Raw genomic sequence first — 15,547 nt, 5'->3', positions numbered from 1 at the left:
GGCACCGTCCGATGCCGGGCGACAGCACGTTCGCGATGTTCTGGTGGTGGGCGCCCTCGACCTCCTCCTCGGGGGAGGAACAGCGGTCGCCGTCGAGCCCGACGACCGCGGAAGCCGCCTCCGTCAGCACCCGGACGACCGGCCTGGCCGGCATCGCTGCAGGGGACTCCTCGTCGACCCGGTACCGCGCGGCGGCCGTCGCCGCCAGGGCCCCGCCGGCCGGCAGGCGCTGCCGGAGCGCCGTGATCCGTCCACGGTTCGGGGACGGGCGCGGTGCCGTGCTCCGTCGGGCGAGCTAGGTGTTCCGGCCACAGTGGTCGGCGACGGTGTCGGCGAAGGCGCGGGCCAGTGGGGAGAGCGGGTCCCCGCGGCGGACGGCCCAGCCGGCCGCGAGGACGGGGAGCGCGGGCAGCGGCAGCAGCCGCAGGCCGGGGTGGCCGGGGCCCTGCCACTGCGGCAGGGCCGGGACGACGGCGTGGCCCAGACCCAGCTCGGCCAGCAGGATCGCGGTGTCCCAGTCCGCGACGCTGGTGTCGAAGACCGGCCGGATGCCGGACCGCCCCAGCCAGGAGTCGAGCTGGGAGCGCGACACCGAGTTCTGCGGCAGCCCGATCAGCCGGGCGTCCTGCAGGTCGGCGGGCTCGATGGCGTCCCGGGCGGCCAGTGGGTCCCCGGCGGCGACGGCCAGCACCCAGGGCAGCTCGACCACCGGCCGCTGCTCGATCCCGTGCACCGGGGTGCCGAGCGTGACCCAGGCCAGGTCGACCCGGCCTGCGGTGAGCGCCTCGAAGCAGCTCCGACTGGAGACCTCGGTCTGGAACTCCAGGCTGACCTGCGGGAAGCGCCGGCGGTAGTCGACCACGGCGGCGGACATGAAGTGCCGGATGCTGGTGGCTCCGGTGGTGATCCGCACCGATCCGCCCTCACCGCGGGCGAGTTCGCCGATGCTGCGCAGCGCGTGGTCGATGCTGCCCAGACCGGTGGCGACGGCCGTCTGCAGGAGGCGGCCGGCCTTGGTGGGCACCACCCCGCGCGGACGGCGCTCCACCAGGGTCAGGCCCAGCTCCCGTTCGAGCCGTTTCACGTGCTGGCTGACGGCCGACTGGGTGCAGGACAGCTCGCGGGCGACGGCGCTCAGCGAGCCGGCCCGGCAGACCGCGGCGAAGACGCGGAGGTCGTCAAGAGTCACGACGACCCAAGGTAGTGCTTGGGGGTTTCCCAGTAAATCGGTGGATTGACTTGGGTGTTCGGCAGGATCGATCATCGTCGTGGGCCCAGGGCGGCAACCCGCCCGCTGTCCTCGCGCGCACCGGACGCACAGGCGGGGACGCGGCGGGTGCCGACCCGCACAGCTGGTGCAGGATGAGGACGACCGCGATCGGAACGAACGAAGGGGGACGGACGTGCGCTACGCCGACGGTCCGGGGACGCACTGCGAGGTGCACGTCGACGCCACGGTGGAGCAGGTGTGGCGGCTGGTCACCGACATCGGCCTGCCCGCCCGCCTGAGCCCCGAGCTCCAGCGCGTGGGCTGGCTCGACGGCGCCGACGGGCCGGCGCCCGGCGCCCGGTTCGAGGGCCACAACCACCGCGACGACATGGGGGACTGGCGGACCGTCAGCCAGGTGATCGAGCTGGCCGAATACCGGTCCTTCGCGTGGGCCGTCGTCGACCCGGACGGCCGCTACGGCGCGCCGGTGCCGACGTCGTCCGCCCTGTCGGACGATCAGGGGCTCGACCCGGCGGTCGCGCTGGCCACCTGGCGCTTCGACCTCGCCCCCGAGGAGGGGGGCACCCGGCTGCGCCAGTCCGTCGTCATCGGCCCCGGGCGCAGCGGGGTCAGCCTGGTCATCGACCGGTGGCCGGACCGCGAGGAGCAGATCGTCGAGTACCGCCTGGCGGACCTCCGCAAGGGCATGACGGCCACCCTGGAGGGGATCAAGGCGCTGGCCGAGCGGGGCGACCGGGCCGGCCGCGCGGAAGGATGACGAGTCCCGTGCCACCGGGCGAGGCGCCGGCGCCGCCCGGTGAGGTGTCCGCGCTGCTCGAGGGTGTGCGCGCCTCGGCGGCACGGTTCGGTGCCGCGGTCGGGGCGTTGTCGGACGCGCAGGCCCGCGGGCCGTCCCGGCTCCCGGGCTGGAGCCGGGCCCACCTGGTCACGCACGTGGCCCGCAGCGCCGACGTCTACCACTGGCTGCTGGAGCTGGCCCGCACCGGTACCGAACCCGGGCCCCGGGCGGACGCCCCCACCCTCGACCGGCTGCTGCGCGAGGGCGCGGGGCGGGACGCGGCCGCCCTCGGCGCGGACCTGCGGGAGAGCCTGGACCGTCTGGTCGAGGAGGCGACGGCCGGGCCCGCCGAGCGGTGGCTGGTGCTGGTCACCGCCCTCGCGGGGTGGCGGCACCCGGCCTGGTACGTCCTGTGCCGGGCGCAGCGGGAGCTGGAGGTCCACCTCGTCGACCTGGGTGTCGGTCACCCGGCCGCGCGGTGGCCCGCCGACTTCGTCGGCCGGGAACTCGACGAGGCCGCGGCCGCGCTGGGCGCCCGCCGGTTCCCGCTGGCCGGGATGCACGCCACCGATCTGGGCCGCACCTGGCGCCCGGCCGAAGCGGAGCCCGAACCGGAGCCCGAACCGGAGGCCGGTCCGCAGGCCGGCACCGTCGTGTCCGCTCCGGGCCACGCCCTGCTCGGCTGGCTCGCCGGCCGGATCCCGCCCGAGCGGCTCCACTCGACCGGCCCGCTCCCGGTGCCACCGCGGTGGCCGCTCCCGCCCGCTCCCGGCTGGGGCTGACGGCGCCACGGGTGCGCCCCGGCCGGTGGCGACGGGCCCGGCGTTGATCGTTCGTTTACCCGGACGCGGTTCACTGGCGACACCTCCGCCGCGCGGCCGCTCCGGGCGGTGCAGCGCCGGACCACCGCCTCGCACCACGGGAGAAGACACGTGATCGCCGTCGCCGTCCTCGGATCGAACGCCAATGCCGTCCGGGTCGCGGGCAGACTCGCCGCGGCCGGCTACGTGGTGCGCACCTGGGGCACCGCCGAAGCCGGGGCGGCCGGATCCGCCCGCCCCGGCCGCGGCCCCCGCGCGAACCCGACACCCGCGGGGGCCGCGGCCGGGGCGCGAGCGCTGCTGACCTGCGTCGAGGACCCCGACGACCTCCGCGCGCTGCTGACGGACCGCCGTGCCGGTGCGCTCGGCGCCGTGGCGTCCGGCGCCTGGTGGCTCAACCTGGCCCCGGCGGCCGCCGCGACGAACGAGGAGTTCCGCGCCCTCGCCCGCTCCCATGCGCTCACCTACCAGCACACCCCGCTCATCGGCGAGCACGGGGACCTGCTGGCGGTCGGCCCGGCGGCCGCCGACGCCCGCGCCTTCTGCGATCCGGTCCTCGGGGCGATCGCGCCCGTCGTCCGTGCCGGCACGCCGGTGGTGGAGGTGCCGGTGTCGGCGGCGGGCGGCTCCCGGCGCTGAGCCCCGTGCGCCGGTTCCGGGGCGCCGGGGCTCACCAGGAGACCGGGTAGCGGACGGGGTGGCCGCCGATCCGTCCGGGGAGCAGGCCGATGGCCACCAGGATCCCGGCGGACAGCACCAGCAGCGGGAGGAACGGCACCGGGTGCGGGGCCTGGAGCACCACGACCACGGCACTGGCGACGGCCGGGGAATGGGAGAGGTGCGTGAGCATCATCGCGCCGAGGGAGAGCCCGGCGGCCACCGCGGCGCCCCAGGCGGTGCTTCCGGAGACGGCGAGGGTGGCGTAGCCGATCAGGGCGGACATCAGCTGGCCGCCGACGACGTTGCGCGGCTGGGAGATCGGCAGCCCGGGGGCGCCGTGCACCAGGGCGGCGCTGGCGGCGATCGGGGGGATCAGCAGCGGCTGGTGGACCAGGACGCCGATCGCCGCGAGCAGCAGCAGGGCTCCGACGGCGAAGACGGAGGCGCGCAGCGCGTGCAGCGGGTGGTGCCTGGGGGCGTGGTGCCCGGGGGCGTCGGCGGGCTCAGGGGTGGGCATGCGGGGCGACTCCGGGTGGGCGACGGGGAACCACGGGATGACAGGCACACCGCCGGTCAAAAGGTGGGATGTTTCGCCTGGTGGACTGCCCGGCGGACACCCCGGTGGACTGCTCGCCGCGCCCCGACCGCCCCCCGCCCCGGCGACGCCGCCCAGCCGACACCGCCCCGCCGCGGCACCGGTGCCTTCGCCGCCGGGCGGCCCCGGTGGGGCCCCGTCCACGGCTGATTCGCCACCGTGCCGACCATCCCGTCATCGCCTTCGGGCGTGCGGCTTCGGCCCCTCGCGCCGCCGGCCGCGCACCGCTGCCACGGAGGATCGGCCCCGGGACCGGTCAGGCCTGCCGGGGCTCCTGGGCCGCCTGGGCCTCCTGGGGTCGTATCAGTGCCGCCGGGAGGTAGCCGGAGGAGACTCCGAGCTGCCAACCGTGGGCCTGGACGGCCAGGGCCGCCAGGGTGATCGGGCCGACCGGGAGGAGGCTGCGGGCGGGGGCCGTCTCGGGTGTCGTCTCCCGGTGCAGGTCCAGGCGTGCGACCAGGGCGCGCTCGAAGGCGGGCTGGTCGTCGTCGAGCAGGACGCGCAGCAGGCGCTGGTCGGGCGTCAGCGCGCCGGCGGCGTCCAGGGCCGCGGCAGCGGCGCCCCGTTCGGCGGCGTCCGGCTTGCGCAGCGGCAGCGGGCCGGGTGCGACCCAGGGGGAGACGGCCGTCTCCACCACGTCGAGGTAGTCGCAGAGCGCGTCCATCTCGGCGAGCTCGGCCGGTTCGGAGGTCGAGTGGATGTCGGACCAGGGCAGGCCCTTGCGGACGGAGGGTGCGTAGTCGTCCTTCAGCAGCGGGCCGAGCATCCGGCGCCGCTCCCCGATCTGGCCGCTGATCACGACCAGCGCGAAGGCGTCGACCCAGGTGGCGGCGGTGGGGGCGAAGTCGATGGTGTCGAAGCGGAGCTCCTCGCTGGAGAGCGTCTCGTCGATGAGGGGGAAGGGCACCTCGAAGTCGCCCCGGGGGAAGCAGCCGAGGCTGAGCACGCCGTGGAAGCACTCGGCCGCCGTGTCGAGGGCGGCACCGGCGCGGGCGCCTCCGAGCGCGCCCTCCTCCAGGCTGAGTGCGCCGAGGTGGTCGAGGAGCACCTCGCCCATCTCCCGGACCGTCCCGATCGCGAGACGGCCGTAGCGGAGGGTGTACCAGTGGTCGAGCACCCGCCCGCTGACGCCCTCCGCCGCCTCGGTGATCCGCTCCTGCACAAGCTGGTGGCGCGCCACGTTCACGAGCCGCTACCGCCCTTCCTCGATCGTCTGCTGACGGAACGGCACGCTAGCAGCGACCACTGACGGTCGCTCACCCGTACGGGTGAGGGGTGAGGGGTGAGGGGTGGACGGTGGAGCGGGGGCCGGGCGGGCGGGCGTCACGCCCGCCGCCCGCCCGGCCGCTCCAGGGTCAGGGTGCGGAGCTGCGGAACGCGGGGGCTCAGAACGCGGAGTGGGTGAACCAGTGCGCGAGCAGCGCGTCGTCCCCCCGGACGTCGATCCGCGGGGAGGTGCGGTCGAGCCGGCCGTAGAGGAGGAGCAGGAGGTCGGCCGCGCCGGCGCGGACGGTCGCGTCGGCCGCGACTCCGGCGCCGTCCGGGTCGAGCCCGAAGCCGTCCGGTCGCAGGCGGACCAGCCAGTCGCCCTCGCCGTCGGTCCGGGTGAAGCGCAGGGTGCGGTCGGAGCCGCGCAGTTCGGCGGTCCGCGGCGCGAAGAGGGCCGCGAAGGGCAGGTTGGTGAGGAACTCGTCCACCCCGTCGGCGGCGAGCACCGGGTCGAGGTCGGGGGTGCGGCCGAGCGCGAGTTCGGCGTCGGCGCGGTGCACGAGGGTCTCGAACAGCATCCGCCGCACCCAGAAGCGGGCGTGCTGGTCGGCGCCCCAGGCCCACATCGGCGCGTCGAGGTCGAGTTCGGCGAACGCCTCGGCGGCCTCGGCCGAGGCCTCGGCGAGCCAGGCCGGGTAGCCGTCCGGCCGTTCGGGCAGCCGCAGGTCGACCTCGCGGCTGCGGGGCGGCTCCTGGACCCGGCCGCGCAGCAGCACGGTGAACCAGCGCTGCACGCTGCCGGTGTGGCGGGCGAGGTCGGTCAGCGTCCAGCCGGGGCAGCCGGGCACCGGGGTGTCCGGGTCGGCGTCCCGGAGGACGGTGACGAGGCGGGCGGTCTCCGCGGCGACGGCGGCGCCGTGGTCGATGGTGGTCATGGGGTGCTCGCTCGGGTACGGGGGTGGATGGGTGTGGGGCGGACGGGCTCGGGGTGGACGCGTGCCGACGGGCGTCGGCCGGGTCGCGGGTCCCGGCCGGTGCAGGCCGGGCCTCGGGGGCGACGGGCTGGCCCGTCGGACGGTCAGTCCAGCGGCTTGTCGACGACGGCCTTGGCGTGGCTGAAGGTGTCGATCGAGTACTCGCCGTGGTACCGGCCCATGCCGCTCTCGCCGACCCCGCCGAACGGCAGCTCCGGCATGGCGAGGTGGGAGACCGGCAGGCCGAAGGTGAGCGCGCCGGAGGAGGTCTCCTCGGTGAGCCGCTCCTTGGTGCGCTCCGACGCGGTGAAGGCGTAGAGGGCGAGGGGCTTGTCGCGCTCGTTGACGAAGGCGATGGCCGCGTCGAGGTCGGGCACGGCGACGATCGGCAGGATCGGGCCGAAGATCTCCGCCCGCATCACCGGGGCCTCGGGGGAGACGTCGGCGAGCACGGTCGGGGCGAGGTAGCGGCTCGCGCGGTCGTGGGTGCCGCCGGTGACGGTCCGCCCGTCGCCGAGCAGCGCGGTGAGCCGGTCGAAGTGGCGCTCGTTGACGATGCGGCCGTAGCCGGGGTCGGCGGCCGGGTCCTCGCCGAACAGCTCGCGGACGGCCTCGGCCAGGCGCGCCTCCAGCTCGGCCGCGGTGTCGCCGACGGCGAGGACGTAGTCGGGGGCGACGCAGGTCTGACCGGCGTTGAGGAACTTGCCCCGGGCGATCCGCTGCGCGGTGACGGCCAGGTCGACGCCGGGCTCGACCACGACGGGGCTCTTGCCGCCGAGTTCCAGGGTGACCGGGGTCAGGTGCCGGGCGGCGGCCGTCATCACGATCCGGCCGACCGCGCCGTTGCCGGTGTAGAAGATGTGGTCGAAGCGCTGTTCCAGCAGGGCGGTGGTCTCCGGGACGGCTCCCTCGACGACGGCGACGGCCTCCGGGTCGAGGTAGCGCGGCAGCAGCCGGGCGATGGCGGCGGAGGTCGCGGGGGCGAGCTCGCTGGGCTTGACGACGGCCGCGTTCCCGGCGGCCAGCGCGCCCACCAACGGGGCCAGCGCCAGCTGCAGCGGGTAGTTCCACGGCGCGATGATCAGCACGACGCCGAGCGGGTCGCGCACCACGCGGGCCGCGGCGGGCCGGAAGACCTCGGGCACCTCGGCGGGCTTGGGCCGCAGCCACTGCTCCAGGTGGGCGACGGTGTGGTCGAGCTCGTTCAGGGTGAAGCCGACCTCGGTGCGGTAGGCCTCGGCGGTGCCCTTGCCGAGGTCGGCGTGCAGGGCCTGCAGGAGCTCCTCGGACCGCTCGGTGAGCAGCGCGCGCAGCGCCGCCAGCTGGGCCAGTCGCCAGGCGAGCGGCTTGGTCCGGCCGGTGTCGAAGGTGGCGCGCAGCCGGGCGACGGTGGCGGGGACGCCAGCGGTGCCGGGGGCGTCGGGGGCGGTGTCCGGGGTGGCGGGGGTGTGGGTCATGGGGGCTCGCGGTCCTTCCGAGTGTCTTGAGGTCGTCGATGGTTTATGACCTCAAGCATTGTTGGACCGTAGACCTCGATGGTTGAGGATGTCAAGCAATCTGCCTATGCTCGACACCGTGCACGAGAACCCCCGGCCGGACCGGACCGCCACGCCGATCGAACTGATCGAGCAGCTCGCCCGGGTCGCCGCGGCCTACTACCGCCACTTCGCCGCCGCCGCGGCCGGGCACGGGCTGACCCTGATGCAGGGCAAGACGCTCAGCCTGCTGACCCGCCCGCGCTCCATGCGCGGCCTCGCCGGACTGCTCTCCTGCGACGCCTCCAACGTCACCGGGATCGTCGACCGCCTGGAGGCCCGCGACCTGGTGCTCAGGGAGCCCGACCCCTCCGACCGCCGGGTCAAGAACATCGCGCTGACCGAGCACGGAGAGCGGACCGTCCGGCTGATCCGCGCCGACCTGATGTCCGGCCTCACCGCCCTCGAGGAGCTCACCGCCGAGGACCGGGGTGCCCTGCGCTCCCTGCTGGACCGGGCCTTCCCGGAGACGACCTCCGCGGCGGACCGGGCCCTGCCCGGGTAACCCCCGGCGGATCGGCGCCCGGCCTCCCGCCCGCGGCCTCCCGCCCGGGTCGGGACGGGAACCGGGCGGGGGGCGCTGCTGTGTGGACCGCCCGGTGCGGCCCCGGTCGTGGGCGGGCCGGTCGTCGCGGTGGGCTCGGGCCGTGCCCGCGGGCTCAGGACGTCCGGGTGGCGAACGCCTGCTGGTAGGCCGGCGTGGCGATGGGGCGGTGGGCGAAGAAGGCCTCGGGCAGGTCGAAGGCGTCCACCAGGACGAGCGCGTGCCCGGCCAGCCGGTCGATCGAGCGCTCCCGCAGAGCGGCCAGTCCGTCGGCCCGGTCCGGGGCCAGTTCGCCGGTGGCCAGCAGGAGCGTCCCGTGGGCCTCGATCCGGCTCAAGGTGAACAGGCGGTGCAGGTCGAGGAGCAGTGCGCGGGCCTGCGGGTCCCGTGCGGACCCGGCCCAGGCCAGCAGGGCGGCACCGGCGTCGTGCTCGGCCCGCGCGGTCACCGCCGCCAGGGCGTCCGGCGCGGCCGCGTTCCACCGCCGCAGGCCGTCGCCGGCGGGCGCCCCGCGGAGCCGGCCCCGGGCGCGGGCCAGCCGGTGCCCGCCGACGGCGTGCAGCAGGGCCTGGCGGGTGGCCGGGTCGCGGAGGTCGCCGGGGTGCGCGGGGGCCGCGGCGGGCGGTTCGGGCGCGCTCTCCAGGATCAGTTCGGCGCCGGCCTTGGCCCAGAGGGCGAGGTTGTCGCCCTCGGCGGTGATGGCGCCCTCGATGTCCGCCGCGAGGGGGATCAGGCCGTTGACGGGGAGCAGCCCCTGGGCGCCGCAGCGCTCGCGGCACTCGATGATCAGGTCGCGGGCCTGCCAGGTGATCCAGCCCTTGGTGATGGCGACGCGGCGTTCGGCGTGCGCACGGTCGACCCCTCCACGGCCGGCCGTGCTGGGATCGACCGGCTCGTGGTCGACGGCCTCGCGGTCGGCGGTCACGGGCCGGGTGCCGTGGTCGCCGGCCCAGTGCTCCACGGTGGCGCGGTGCAGCGCGGTCATCGCGTAGCCGGTGGCGAGCGCCTCCAGCAGGGGCCCGTGGTGGGTGCGGTGCGCCCAGACGGGCACCCGGCGGTCCGGCCGTGCACCGGTGACCTCGCGGTGGTGGGCGTAGCGGATCGCGGTGGCGAGGGCCGCCCGGGCACCGCCGATCGCGCTGGCGCTCATGCACAGCTTTCCGAGACCCACCCGGGAGATCGCGGTGAGGAACCGTTTCCGCTTGCTGCCGAGCGCGCTGGTGAGCGTGCCGTCGTCGGAGAGCCGCCCGTGGTCGCCGGTGAGCAGGGCCTCGAACGGGAGCCGGACCCGGTCGAAGGAGGTCAGGCAGTGGTCGACCGGGCTGCCCGGGCGCAGCGGCAGCGGGCGGACCGTCACCCCGGGCAGGGTGCCGCGCTCGTCGGTGAGCGGGACGAGGAACAGGAAGATCCCGTGGTCGCGGCCGTCGACCCGCAGCCGTGCGGCGACCACGGCCGACTTCGGGCCGCCGGCCGGGCCGGTGTTCGGCATGAACTTCGCGGCCGCCGGGATGGGGGTGTGGAGGGTGAAGGTGCGGTCGGTGGGGTCGTAGTCGGCGACGGTCTCCAGCGCGGCGGCGTCGTTGCCGTGGCCGAGCTCGGTGCAGAGGAAGGTGCCGATCCGCTCCATCCGGAGGTACTCGTCGAGGGGGCGCTTCGGCGCCGGGTCGTGGTCGAGGAGGGAGCCGAGGAAGAGGTTGTAGTGGATGCCGGCCAGGACGGTGAGTGCGCCGTCGAGCGGGGCCGTCCACTCGTGCAGGGCGGTCAGCAGCCGCGGGTCGGTGGCCAGTCCGGCGGCGTCGGTGCCGGCGTTGATCCGGTGCAACCGTCGGTAGGAGGCGGCGAGTTGCTCCTCGGTGCCGGCCTCGGTGCGGCGGTGCATGGCCGGGTCGGTGGTCAGCGCGCGCCAGGGGGAGTGCACCCGGTCGCGGTCGGGGCCGAGGAGGAGACGGGTGAGGTCGGCGGTCGTCTTGGTCGTGCCGGTAGGGGCGGTCGCGGCATCCGGGACGGACGGGCCGGCCGGACCGTCCGTCCCGGCCTGGGTGGAGGGTCCCGCCGGGGTGGTCGGGGCGGGGATCGGCAGGGTGTCGCTGATTAAGGTCATGTACGGGTCATTGACCGGGAGGCGGCCGGGTAACGGCTTTGTGATCAAGATCACCGGCGGCGTCACTGCTGCTCGACACCGCCGCCGTCCGGCTCCGGGGGCCGGACGGCGGCGCCGGGGTCAGAGCGAGTCGGCGCGGTGGGTGGGGCGGCCGTCGAGGAGGGTGAGCAGGACGGGGACCTCGGGCAACGCGGTGGCCGGGGTGGTCAGCGGGTCGGCGGCCAGCACGGTGAGGTCGGCGCGCCGGCCCACGGCGATCCGGCCGGCCCGCTGCTCCTCGCCGGCGGCGTGCGCGGCGTTGACGGTCATCGCCCGCAGCGCCTCCAGCGCGGTGAGCGCCTGGCCGGGGTTGTGCGGGGGCTGGGCGAGGTCGCGGCTCGGCCGGCGGTGACGGGCGCCGGCCATGACGCCGAGCGGTGGGTAGGGGGCGATCGGCCAGTCCGAACCGAGGACGACGGTGGCGCCCGCGTCCCAGAGGTCGCGGCAGCGCCAGGCGCGGTCGGCGCGCTCCTCGCCGAGGCGGCGGGACCAGTTGTCGGTGTGGTCGGCCCGGGTGAAGTCGCAGCAGTGGGTGGGCTGCATGGAGGCGATCACGCCCAGCTCGGCGAACCGGCGGACGGTGTCGTCCGGGACGGTCTCGATGTGCTCGATCCGGTGCCGGACGGCACGGTCGCCGCCGGGAGCCCCGGCCGCCCTGCCCGCCGTCCCGCCGGCCGCCTCGCCCGTCGTCCCGCCCGCGGCCCCGGCGATCGCGTCCAGCGCGTGACGGACGGCCGCGTCGCCGATGGCGTGGGTCGCGGTGGGCACCCCCGCGCGGTGCAGTTCCGCGATGACGCGGGTGTACTCGGCCGGGTCGGGCCAGAACGCGTGGGTGGACTCGCCGTGGCAGTCCGGGCGTTCCAGCCAGGCCGTGCCGTTGTCGATGGTGCCGTCCATGAACAGCTTGACGCCGTCCACCCGCCAGAGCCGGCCGCCCCGGCGCTGCTGCTCGATCAGCGCGCGCAGCCCGTCCGCGTCCACGCCCGGCTGGCACCAGGGCGCGACCCGCAGCCGCAGCGGGAGGTCGCCGGCCTCGTCGAGTTCGGCGTACAGCTCGAGGCTGTCGCCGTTGGCGTCCATCGCGTGGCCGCCGGTGAGGCCGGCGGCGGCCATCGCGGAGAGCGCGGCGGCGAGGCGGTCGCGGCGCTCCGCGCGGGTGGGCTGCGGAGCGGCGCGCTCGACGAGCTCGCAGGCGGCGTCCTCCAGCAGGAGCCCGGTGGGGCGGCCGGCCGGGTCGCAGACCACCTCGGCGGCCTGGTCGAAGCGGCGCGGGCCGTCGACGCCGGCGAGTTCCAGGGCGCGGGGGCTGGCCAGCATGGAGTGGGCGTCGAAGAGTTGGAGCAGGGCCGGGACGCCGTCGAGGACGGGGGCGAGCGCCGCGGACTCCACCGGCCGGTCGCCGAAGACGTTGGGGTCCAGGCCCCAGGCGTGCAGCCAGGCCCCGGGGGCGAGGGCGCGCACCCCCGCGGCGAGGGTGGCGCGGACGTCGGAGAGGTCGGTGCAGCCGGAGAGGTCGAGGCCGTGGGTGAGTTCGGCGCCGGTGACGGGGTGCAGGTGTCCGTCGACCAGGCCGGGGGTGACCACGGCGCCCTTCAGGTCGATCACCGTGGTGGCGGCGTCGGCGAGTTCGCGGATCTCCCGGTCGTCGCCGAGGGCGGCGATCCGGCCGTCCGCGACGGCCAGCGCGGTCTGCGGGAGGAATCCGCCGGTCGCGGGGTCGAGCAGACGGGCGGAGAGGAGGACGAGGGAGGTGCGCACGGCGGCTCCAACGGGGGTGCGGGGTGGGGGAGAAGGGGCCCGGGGCGGGTCCGGCGGATCCGGCGCGGGCCCGCCGGGCGGGTTCTACGCCTCGGCGGGAGGGCCGGCGGGCGGGTTCTACGCCTCGGCGGGAGGGGCGGCGGGGGTGTCCGGAGGGGTGGCGGGGGCGTCCGGTGCCTCGGCGGGAGGGGCGGCGAGGGTGCCCGGGGGCAGGCCGAGTTCGCGTTCGGCGGTGCTGGCCGCGAGGCCGATGACGGCGGCCGGGTGGCCGCCGAGCCCGGTGTTGGCGTGCCCGGCCAGGCCGTCGATCACCACCAGGATCTGGAGGGCCGTCACGTCGGCGTCCTCGGTGCGGAACTCGCCCTGCCGCACGCCCGTCTCGATGACGCCGCTCAGCCGGCCGCGCCAGAGGGCCTCCTGGGCGAGGACCCGCTCGGACAGGACGGGCCGGTAGCGGCTGAGGTGGCGGGCGTTGAGCCAGAGCCGGCTCATGTCGTCGTAGGCCGGCCCGGTGGCGTGGGCGAAGAACCGGGCGAGGTGGCGCAGCGGCGACCCGTCGTGGGGGTCGGCGGGCAGCAGGGTCTCGAGTTCGGCGGTGGCGGCGCTGCCGAAGGCCTCGGCGACGAGGTCCTCGACGGCGGGGAAGTAGTGGCTGATCAGCCCGGGGCGGACGTCGAGCTGCTCGGCGATCCGGCGCAGCGTGATGCACTCCAGGCCCTCGGTGAGGGCGACGGTGGCGGCGGCCCCGACGATCTCCGCCCGCCGGTCGTCGGGGGACTTGCGGACCCGTTTGCGCTGAACGCTTGACGTCATGTGCCGGATGCTATTGAGTGTGCGACCAATAAGCAAGCAGGTGGGCACGACACCCCCCACGGAAGGCCCCCACATGGCGTCCACGCTCCCGGACCACCCCCACTCCGACACCCGGTCGGCCGCACCGCCCCAGCCGGAGAAGGCCGGTCGGGTCGAGGTCCACGGCATCGACCACATCCCCGAGGACGAACGGCGCGGCCGCGCCCGCGAACTCTTCTCCGTCTGGGCCGCGGCCAACGTCAACTACCTCAACCTGGTGGTCGGCGGCGCCCTCGTCCTGGCCGGCCTCGACCTCCTCCAGGCCTTCGCCGTGGTCGTCGTCGGCAACCTCTTCTGGCTCGGCACCGGGCTGCTCGCCGTCCCCGGACCGGCCGCCGGCGCACCCAGCGAGGTGATCACCCGCGCCATGTACGGCGTCATCGGCAACCGCGTCAACAACGCGGTCACCGGCTGGATGATCTCCGTCTGCTACTTCGCGCTCAACCTCGCCGCGGCCGCCGTCGCCGCGTTCTCCCTCGCCGAGCAGGCCGGACTCACCCCGACCACCCCGATCAAGGTCGCCATCGTGGTCGCCATCGTCGTGGTCACCCTCGCCATCAGCGTCTACGGGCACGCCGCGATCGTCCGGCTCTACCTGCCGATCACCCTCGCCCTCGCCGCCGCCTTCGCGGTCGTCGGGTACGTGGTCCTGCGACGCGCCGACTACGGCTACGCGCCCGCCGAGCCGCTCTCCGGCGGCCACCTGTGGGCCGCCGTCCTGGCCGGCGTCACCCTGATCGCCTCCGGCCCGCTGTCCTACACCACCAGCGCCGACTTCTCCCGGTACCTGCCGCACACCACCTCCTCGCGCGCCGTCCTCGGCTGGACCGCCCTCGGCGGCTTCCTGCCCAGCGTCCTCGTCGGCGGCCTGGGCGTGCTCGCCGCCACCGTCGTCGACATGACGGACCCGCAGGCCGCGCTCCAGCGGATCCTGCCCGGCTGGTTCAACCCGGTCTTCCTCCTCGCCCTCGTCGTCGGCACCATCGCCGTCAACGCCCTCACCGCCTACAGCGCGGGCCTCGCACTGCAGGCCGTCGGCATCCGCATCAAGCGCACCGTCAGCGTGCTCGTCGACGGTGCCGTCGCGGTCAGCCTCACCCTGTACGCGTTGCTGGTCTCCAACTTCCTCGACACCGTCAGCAACGTGCTCCAGCTGACCGTCGTCCTGCTCGGCCCCAGCACCGCGGTCTACGCCGTCGACATCCTGCTGCGCCGCAACCGCTACGACGGCCGCGCCCTCGGCGACGAGTCCCCGGGGAGCGCCTTCTGGTACCGGGCGGGCGTCAACCCCGCCGGCGCGCTGGCCCTCGGCGCCGGGGTGGCCTGCGCCGCGCTGTGCGTCGACACCCTCTACACCGGGCCGGTGGCGGCGCTGTTCGGCGTCGACCTGGCCCTGCCGGTCGGCATGGTCGTCGCGGCGGCCGTGTACGCGGTGCTGATGCGTCGCCCGGCGGCGCGGCGGCAGGTCTGACGGGGGAGGTCCTCCCGGGGGGTTCGGCCGGGGAAGCCGGGGTGGGGGTCCGGCCGGGGAGGTCCGGACGGGAGGTCTGGACGGGAGGTCTGGACGGGAGGTCCGACGGGGTCGGCTGTCGGCTCGCACGGGGGGCCTCCCGGCCGACGGCTTCTCCCGCCCGTCGGGGGTCCGTTCCCTCCCCGGCCGTCCGCCGAACGCCCGCCGGGTGTCAGTGCGGTCGGTTAGGGTGCCGACCGGTAGCCCGGTCCACGGCGGATCGGCGCCAGGGGAGGGGGCGTTCATGACGAACGGTACCGCCGGGGCCGGGGGCGGTGACGGCATCAGATGGCTCGCCGACGCCGGCGGGTCCCTCGACGGCGTGGTGTTCGCCCGGGGCATCCCGCCGCAGGAGCTCGCCCGCCGGATGGGTGCCGATCCGGCCGCCGCCACCCGGCCGATCAGCGGCACCGAGGTGTGGGAGCTCGACATCGAGGTCTACCGCCCGAGCGACGACGGCGACGGCGTGATCCGGGTCGGGGAGGCCGGCGGCTGGTCCTTCGCGGTCGAGTACGGCGACTCCACCGGCGGCGAGCGGCTGACGGAGATAGCCTGCGACGGCGCCGAGGTGGTCCACTTCCGTCCGATGCCCGAGCACCCGCCGGCGCTGCTCGACTACGCCCGCGACGGCGCCGTGCTCTGCGGCTTCGGCCTCGCGGAGGAACGCTGGCGCTGGGGCCGGGAGCCCGATCTGCTGCTGCCCGACCTGGTCGCCGCGGGCGTGCTCGAAGCCGACGGGGTGACGTACCGGGGCCCGGTGGGCGAATCGCACGAGGCCGTCCGGCGGCGCGCCCTCGGCGCCGTCGAGCGCCGCTTCGGCCTCACCCTGCCCCGGGCCGTCCTCGGTGACCTCCGACTGCCGGCGTACGCGGTGCGCGGCACGCCGGGGCTGGAGCTGCAGGCCCGCTGAGCGCCCGCCGGGCGTCCGTCCCGGCGGCCC

The 15,547-nt window shown here is 75.9% G+C and carries 14 protein-coding genes; 6 read left to right on the top strand and 8 right to left on the bottom strand.

Annotated elements, in window-relative coordinates; all coding sequences use genetic code 11:
* Positions 1-295: 295 nt before the first annotated feature.
* Positions 296-1,189 (bottom strand): LysR family transcriptional regulator, encoded by an 894-nt coding sequence (locus tag ACIA8Q_RS23885; protein WP_387904062.1) that lies wholly within the window; start codon positions 1,187-1,189, stop codon positions 296-298.
* A 214-nt stretch (positions 1,190-1,403) separates the two neighbouring features.
* Between ACIA8Q_RS23885 and ACIA8Q_RS23880 the strand changes: the two genes are divergently transcribed.
* The 3 genes from ACIA8Q_RS23880 to ACIA8Q_RS23870 all read left to right on the top strand — a co-directional run bounded on the left by ACIA8Q_RS23880 (position 1,404) and on the right by ACIA8Q_RS23870 (position 3,469).
* Positions 1,404-1,988 carry an SRPBCC family protein gene (locus tag ACIA8Q_RS23880; RefSeq protein ID WP_396317643.1) on the top strand — a complete coding sequence of 195 codons (585 nt, stop codon included), beginning with the start codon at positions 1,404-1,406 and terminating at the stop codon, positions 1,986-1,988.
* 8 nt (positions 1,989-1,996) lie between these two features.
* Positions 1,997-2,791 (top strand): maleylpyruvate isomerase family mycothiol-dependent enzyme, encoded by a 795-nt coding sequence (locus ACIA8Q_RS23875; RefSeq protein ID WP_396317642.1) that lies wholly within the window; start codon positions 1,997-1,999, stop codon positions 2,789-2,791.
* 150 nt (positions 2,792-2,941) lie between these two features.
* Positions 2,942-3,469 carry an NAD(P)-binding domain-containing protein gene (locus ACIA8Q_RS23870; RefSeq protein WP_360218268.1) on the top strand — a complete coding sequence of 176 codons (528 nt, stop codon included), beginning with the start codon at positions 2,942-2,944 and terminating at the stop codon, positions 3,467-3,469.
* Positions 3,470-3,500: 31 nt separating this feature from the next.
* Here the strand turns inward: ACIA8Q_RS23870 and ACIA8Q_RS23865 are convergent, their stop codons facing one another.
* From ACIA8Q_RS23865 to ACIA8Q_RS23850, 4 genes are all read right to left on the bottom strand, one after another.
* Entirely contained in the window at positions 3,501-4,007 is a 507-nt protein-coding gene (locus tag ACIA8Q_RS23865) for an HPP family protein (RefSeq protein ID WP_360218265.1), read from the bottom strand.
* A 334-nt stretch (positions 4,008-4,341) separates the two neighbouring features.
* Positions 4,342-5,271, bottom strand: coding sequence for an immunity 49 family protein (locus tag ACIA8Q_RS23860; RefSeq protein ID WP_387904070.1), 930 nt, complete (start codon positions 5,269-5,271; stop codon positions 4,342-4,344).
* A 199-nt stretch (positions 5,272-5,470) separates the two neighbouring features.
* Positions 5,471-6,229 carry a maleylpyruvate isomerase family mycothiol-dependent enzyme gene (locus ACIA8Q_RS23855; RefSeq protein ID WP_360215122.1) on the bottom strand — a complete coding sequence of 253 codons (759 nt, stop codon included), beginning with the start codon at positions 6,227-6,229 and terminating at the stop codon, positions 5,471-5,473.
* 143 nt (positions 6,230-6,372) lie between these two features.
* Positions 6,373-7,725, bottom strand: a complete 1,353-nt coding sequence (locus ACIA8Q_RS23850) for an aldehyde dehydrogenase family protein (protein ID WP_360215125.1) — start codon at positions 7,723-7,725, stop codon at positions 6,373-6,375.
* A 118-nt stretch (positions 7,726-7,843) separates the two neighbouring features.
* Here ACIA8Q_RS23850 and ACIA8Q_RS23845 point away from each other — a divergent pair, with 118 nt between their 5' ends.
* A complete protein-coding gene (locus tag ACIA8Q_RS23845; protein WP_387906852.1) occupies positions 7,844-8,308 on the top strand; it encodes a MarR family winged helix-turn-helix transcriptional regulator in 465 nt (154 codons plus the stop codon).
* 154 nt (positions 8,309-8,462) lie between these two features.
* On the opposite strand, the gene ACIA8Q_RS23840 is transcribed toward ACIA8Q_RS23845, so the two are convergent.
* From ACIA8Q_RS23840 to ACIA8Q_RS23830, 3 genes are all read right to left on the bottom strand, one after another.
* The gene (locus ACIA8Q_RS23840) at positions 8,463-10,448 is read right to left on the bottom strand and encodes an acyl-CoA dehydrogenase (protein WP_396317641.1); all 1,986 of its coding nucleotides are present in this window, start codon (positions 10,446-10,448) and stop codon (positions 8,463-8,465) included.
* Positions 10,449-10,568: 120 nt separating this feature from the next.
* On the bottom strand, positions 10,569-12,245 hold the full coding sequence (locus tag ACIA8Q_RS23835; RefSeq protein WP_387906858.1) for an amidohydrolase: 1,677 nt from the start codon (positions 12,243-12,245) through the stop codon (positions 10,569-10,571).
* Positions 12,246-12,362: 117 nt separating this feature from the next.
* A complete protein-coding gene (locus ACIA8Q_RS23830) occupies positions 12,363-13,058 on the bottom strand; it encodes a TetR/AcrR family transcriptional regulator (RefSeq protein ID WP_387906861.1) in 696 nt (231 codons plus the stop codon).
* A 73-nt stretch (positions 13,059-13,131) separates the two neighbouring features.
* On the opposite strand from ACIA8Q_RS23830, the gene ACIA8Q_RS23825 reads away from it, so the two are divergent.
* Complete coding sequence (locus tag ACIA8Q_RS23825) at positions 13,132-14,568, top strand: purine-cytosine permease family protein (protein ID WP_396317640.1); 1,437 nt, start codon at positions 13,132-13,134, stop codon at positions 14,566-14,568.
* A gap of 283 nt (positions 14,569-14,851) precedes the next feature.
* On the top strand, positions 14,852-15,517 hold the full coding sequence (locus ACIA8Q_RS23820; RefSeq protein ID WP_396317639.1) for a DUF6461 domain-containing protein: 666 nt from the start codon (positions 14,852-14,854) through the stop codon (positions 15,515-15,517).
* Positions 15,518-15,547 lie beyond the last annotated feature (30 nt).

The sequence above is a fragment of the Kitasatospora sp. NPDC051705 genome, assembly GCF_044453265.1.
In the GTDB taxonomy this organism is placed as follows: Bacteria; Actinomycetota; Actinomycetes; order Streptomycetales; family Streptomycetaceae; genus Kitasatospora.
Note: the sequence above shows the minus strand (reverse complement) of the source record. Positions and strands in the feature narration are given on the sequence as shown.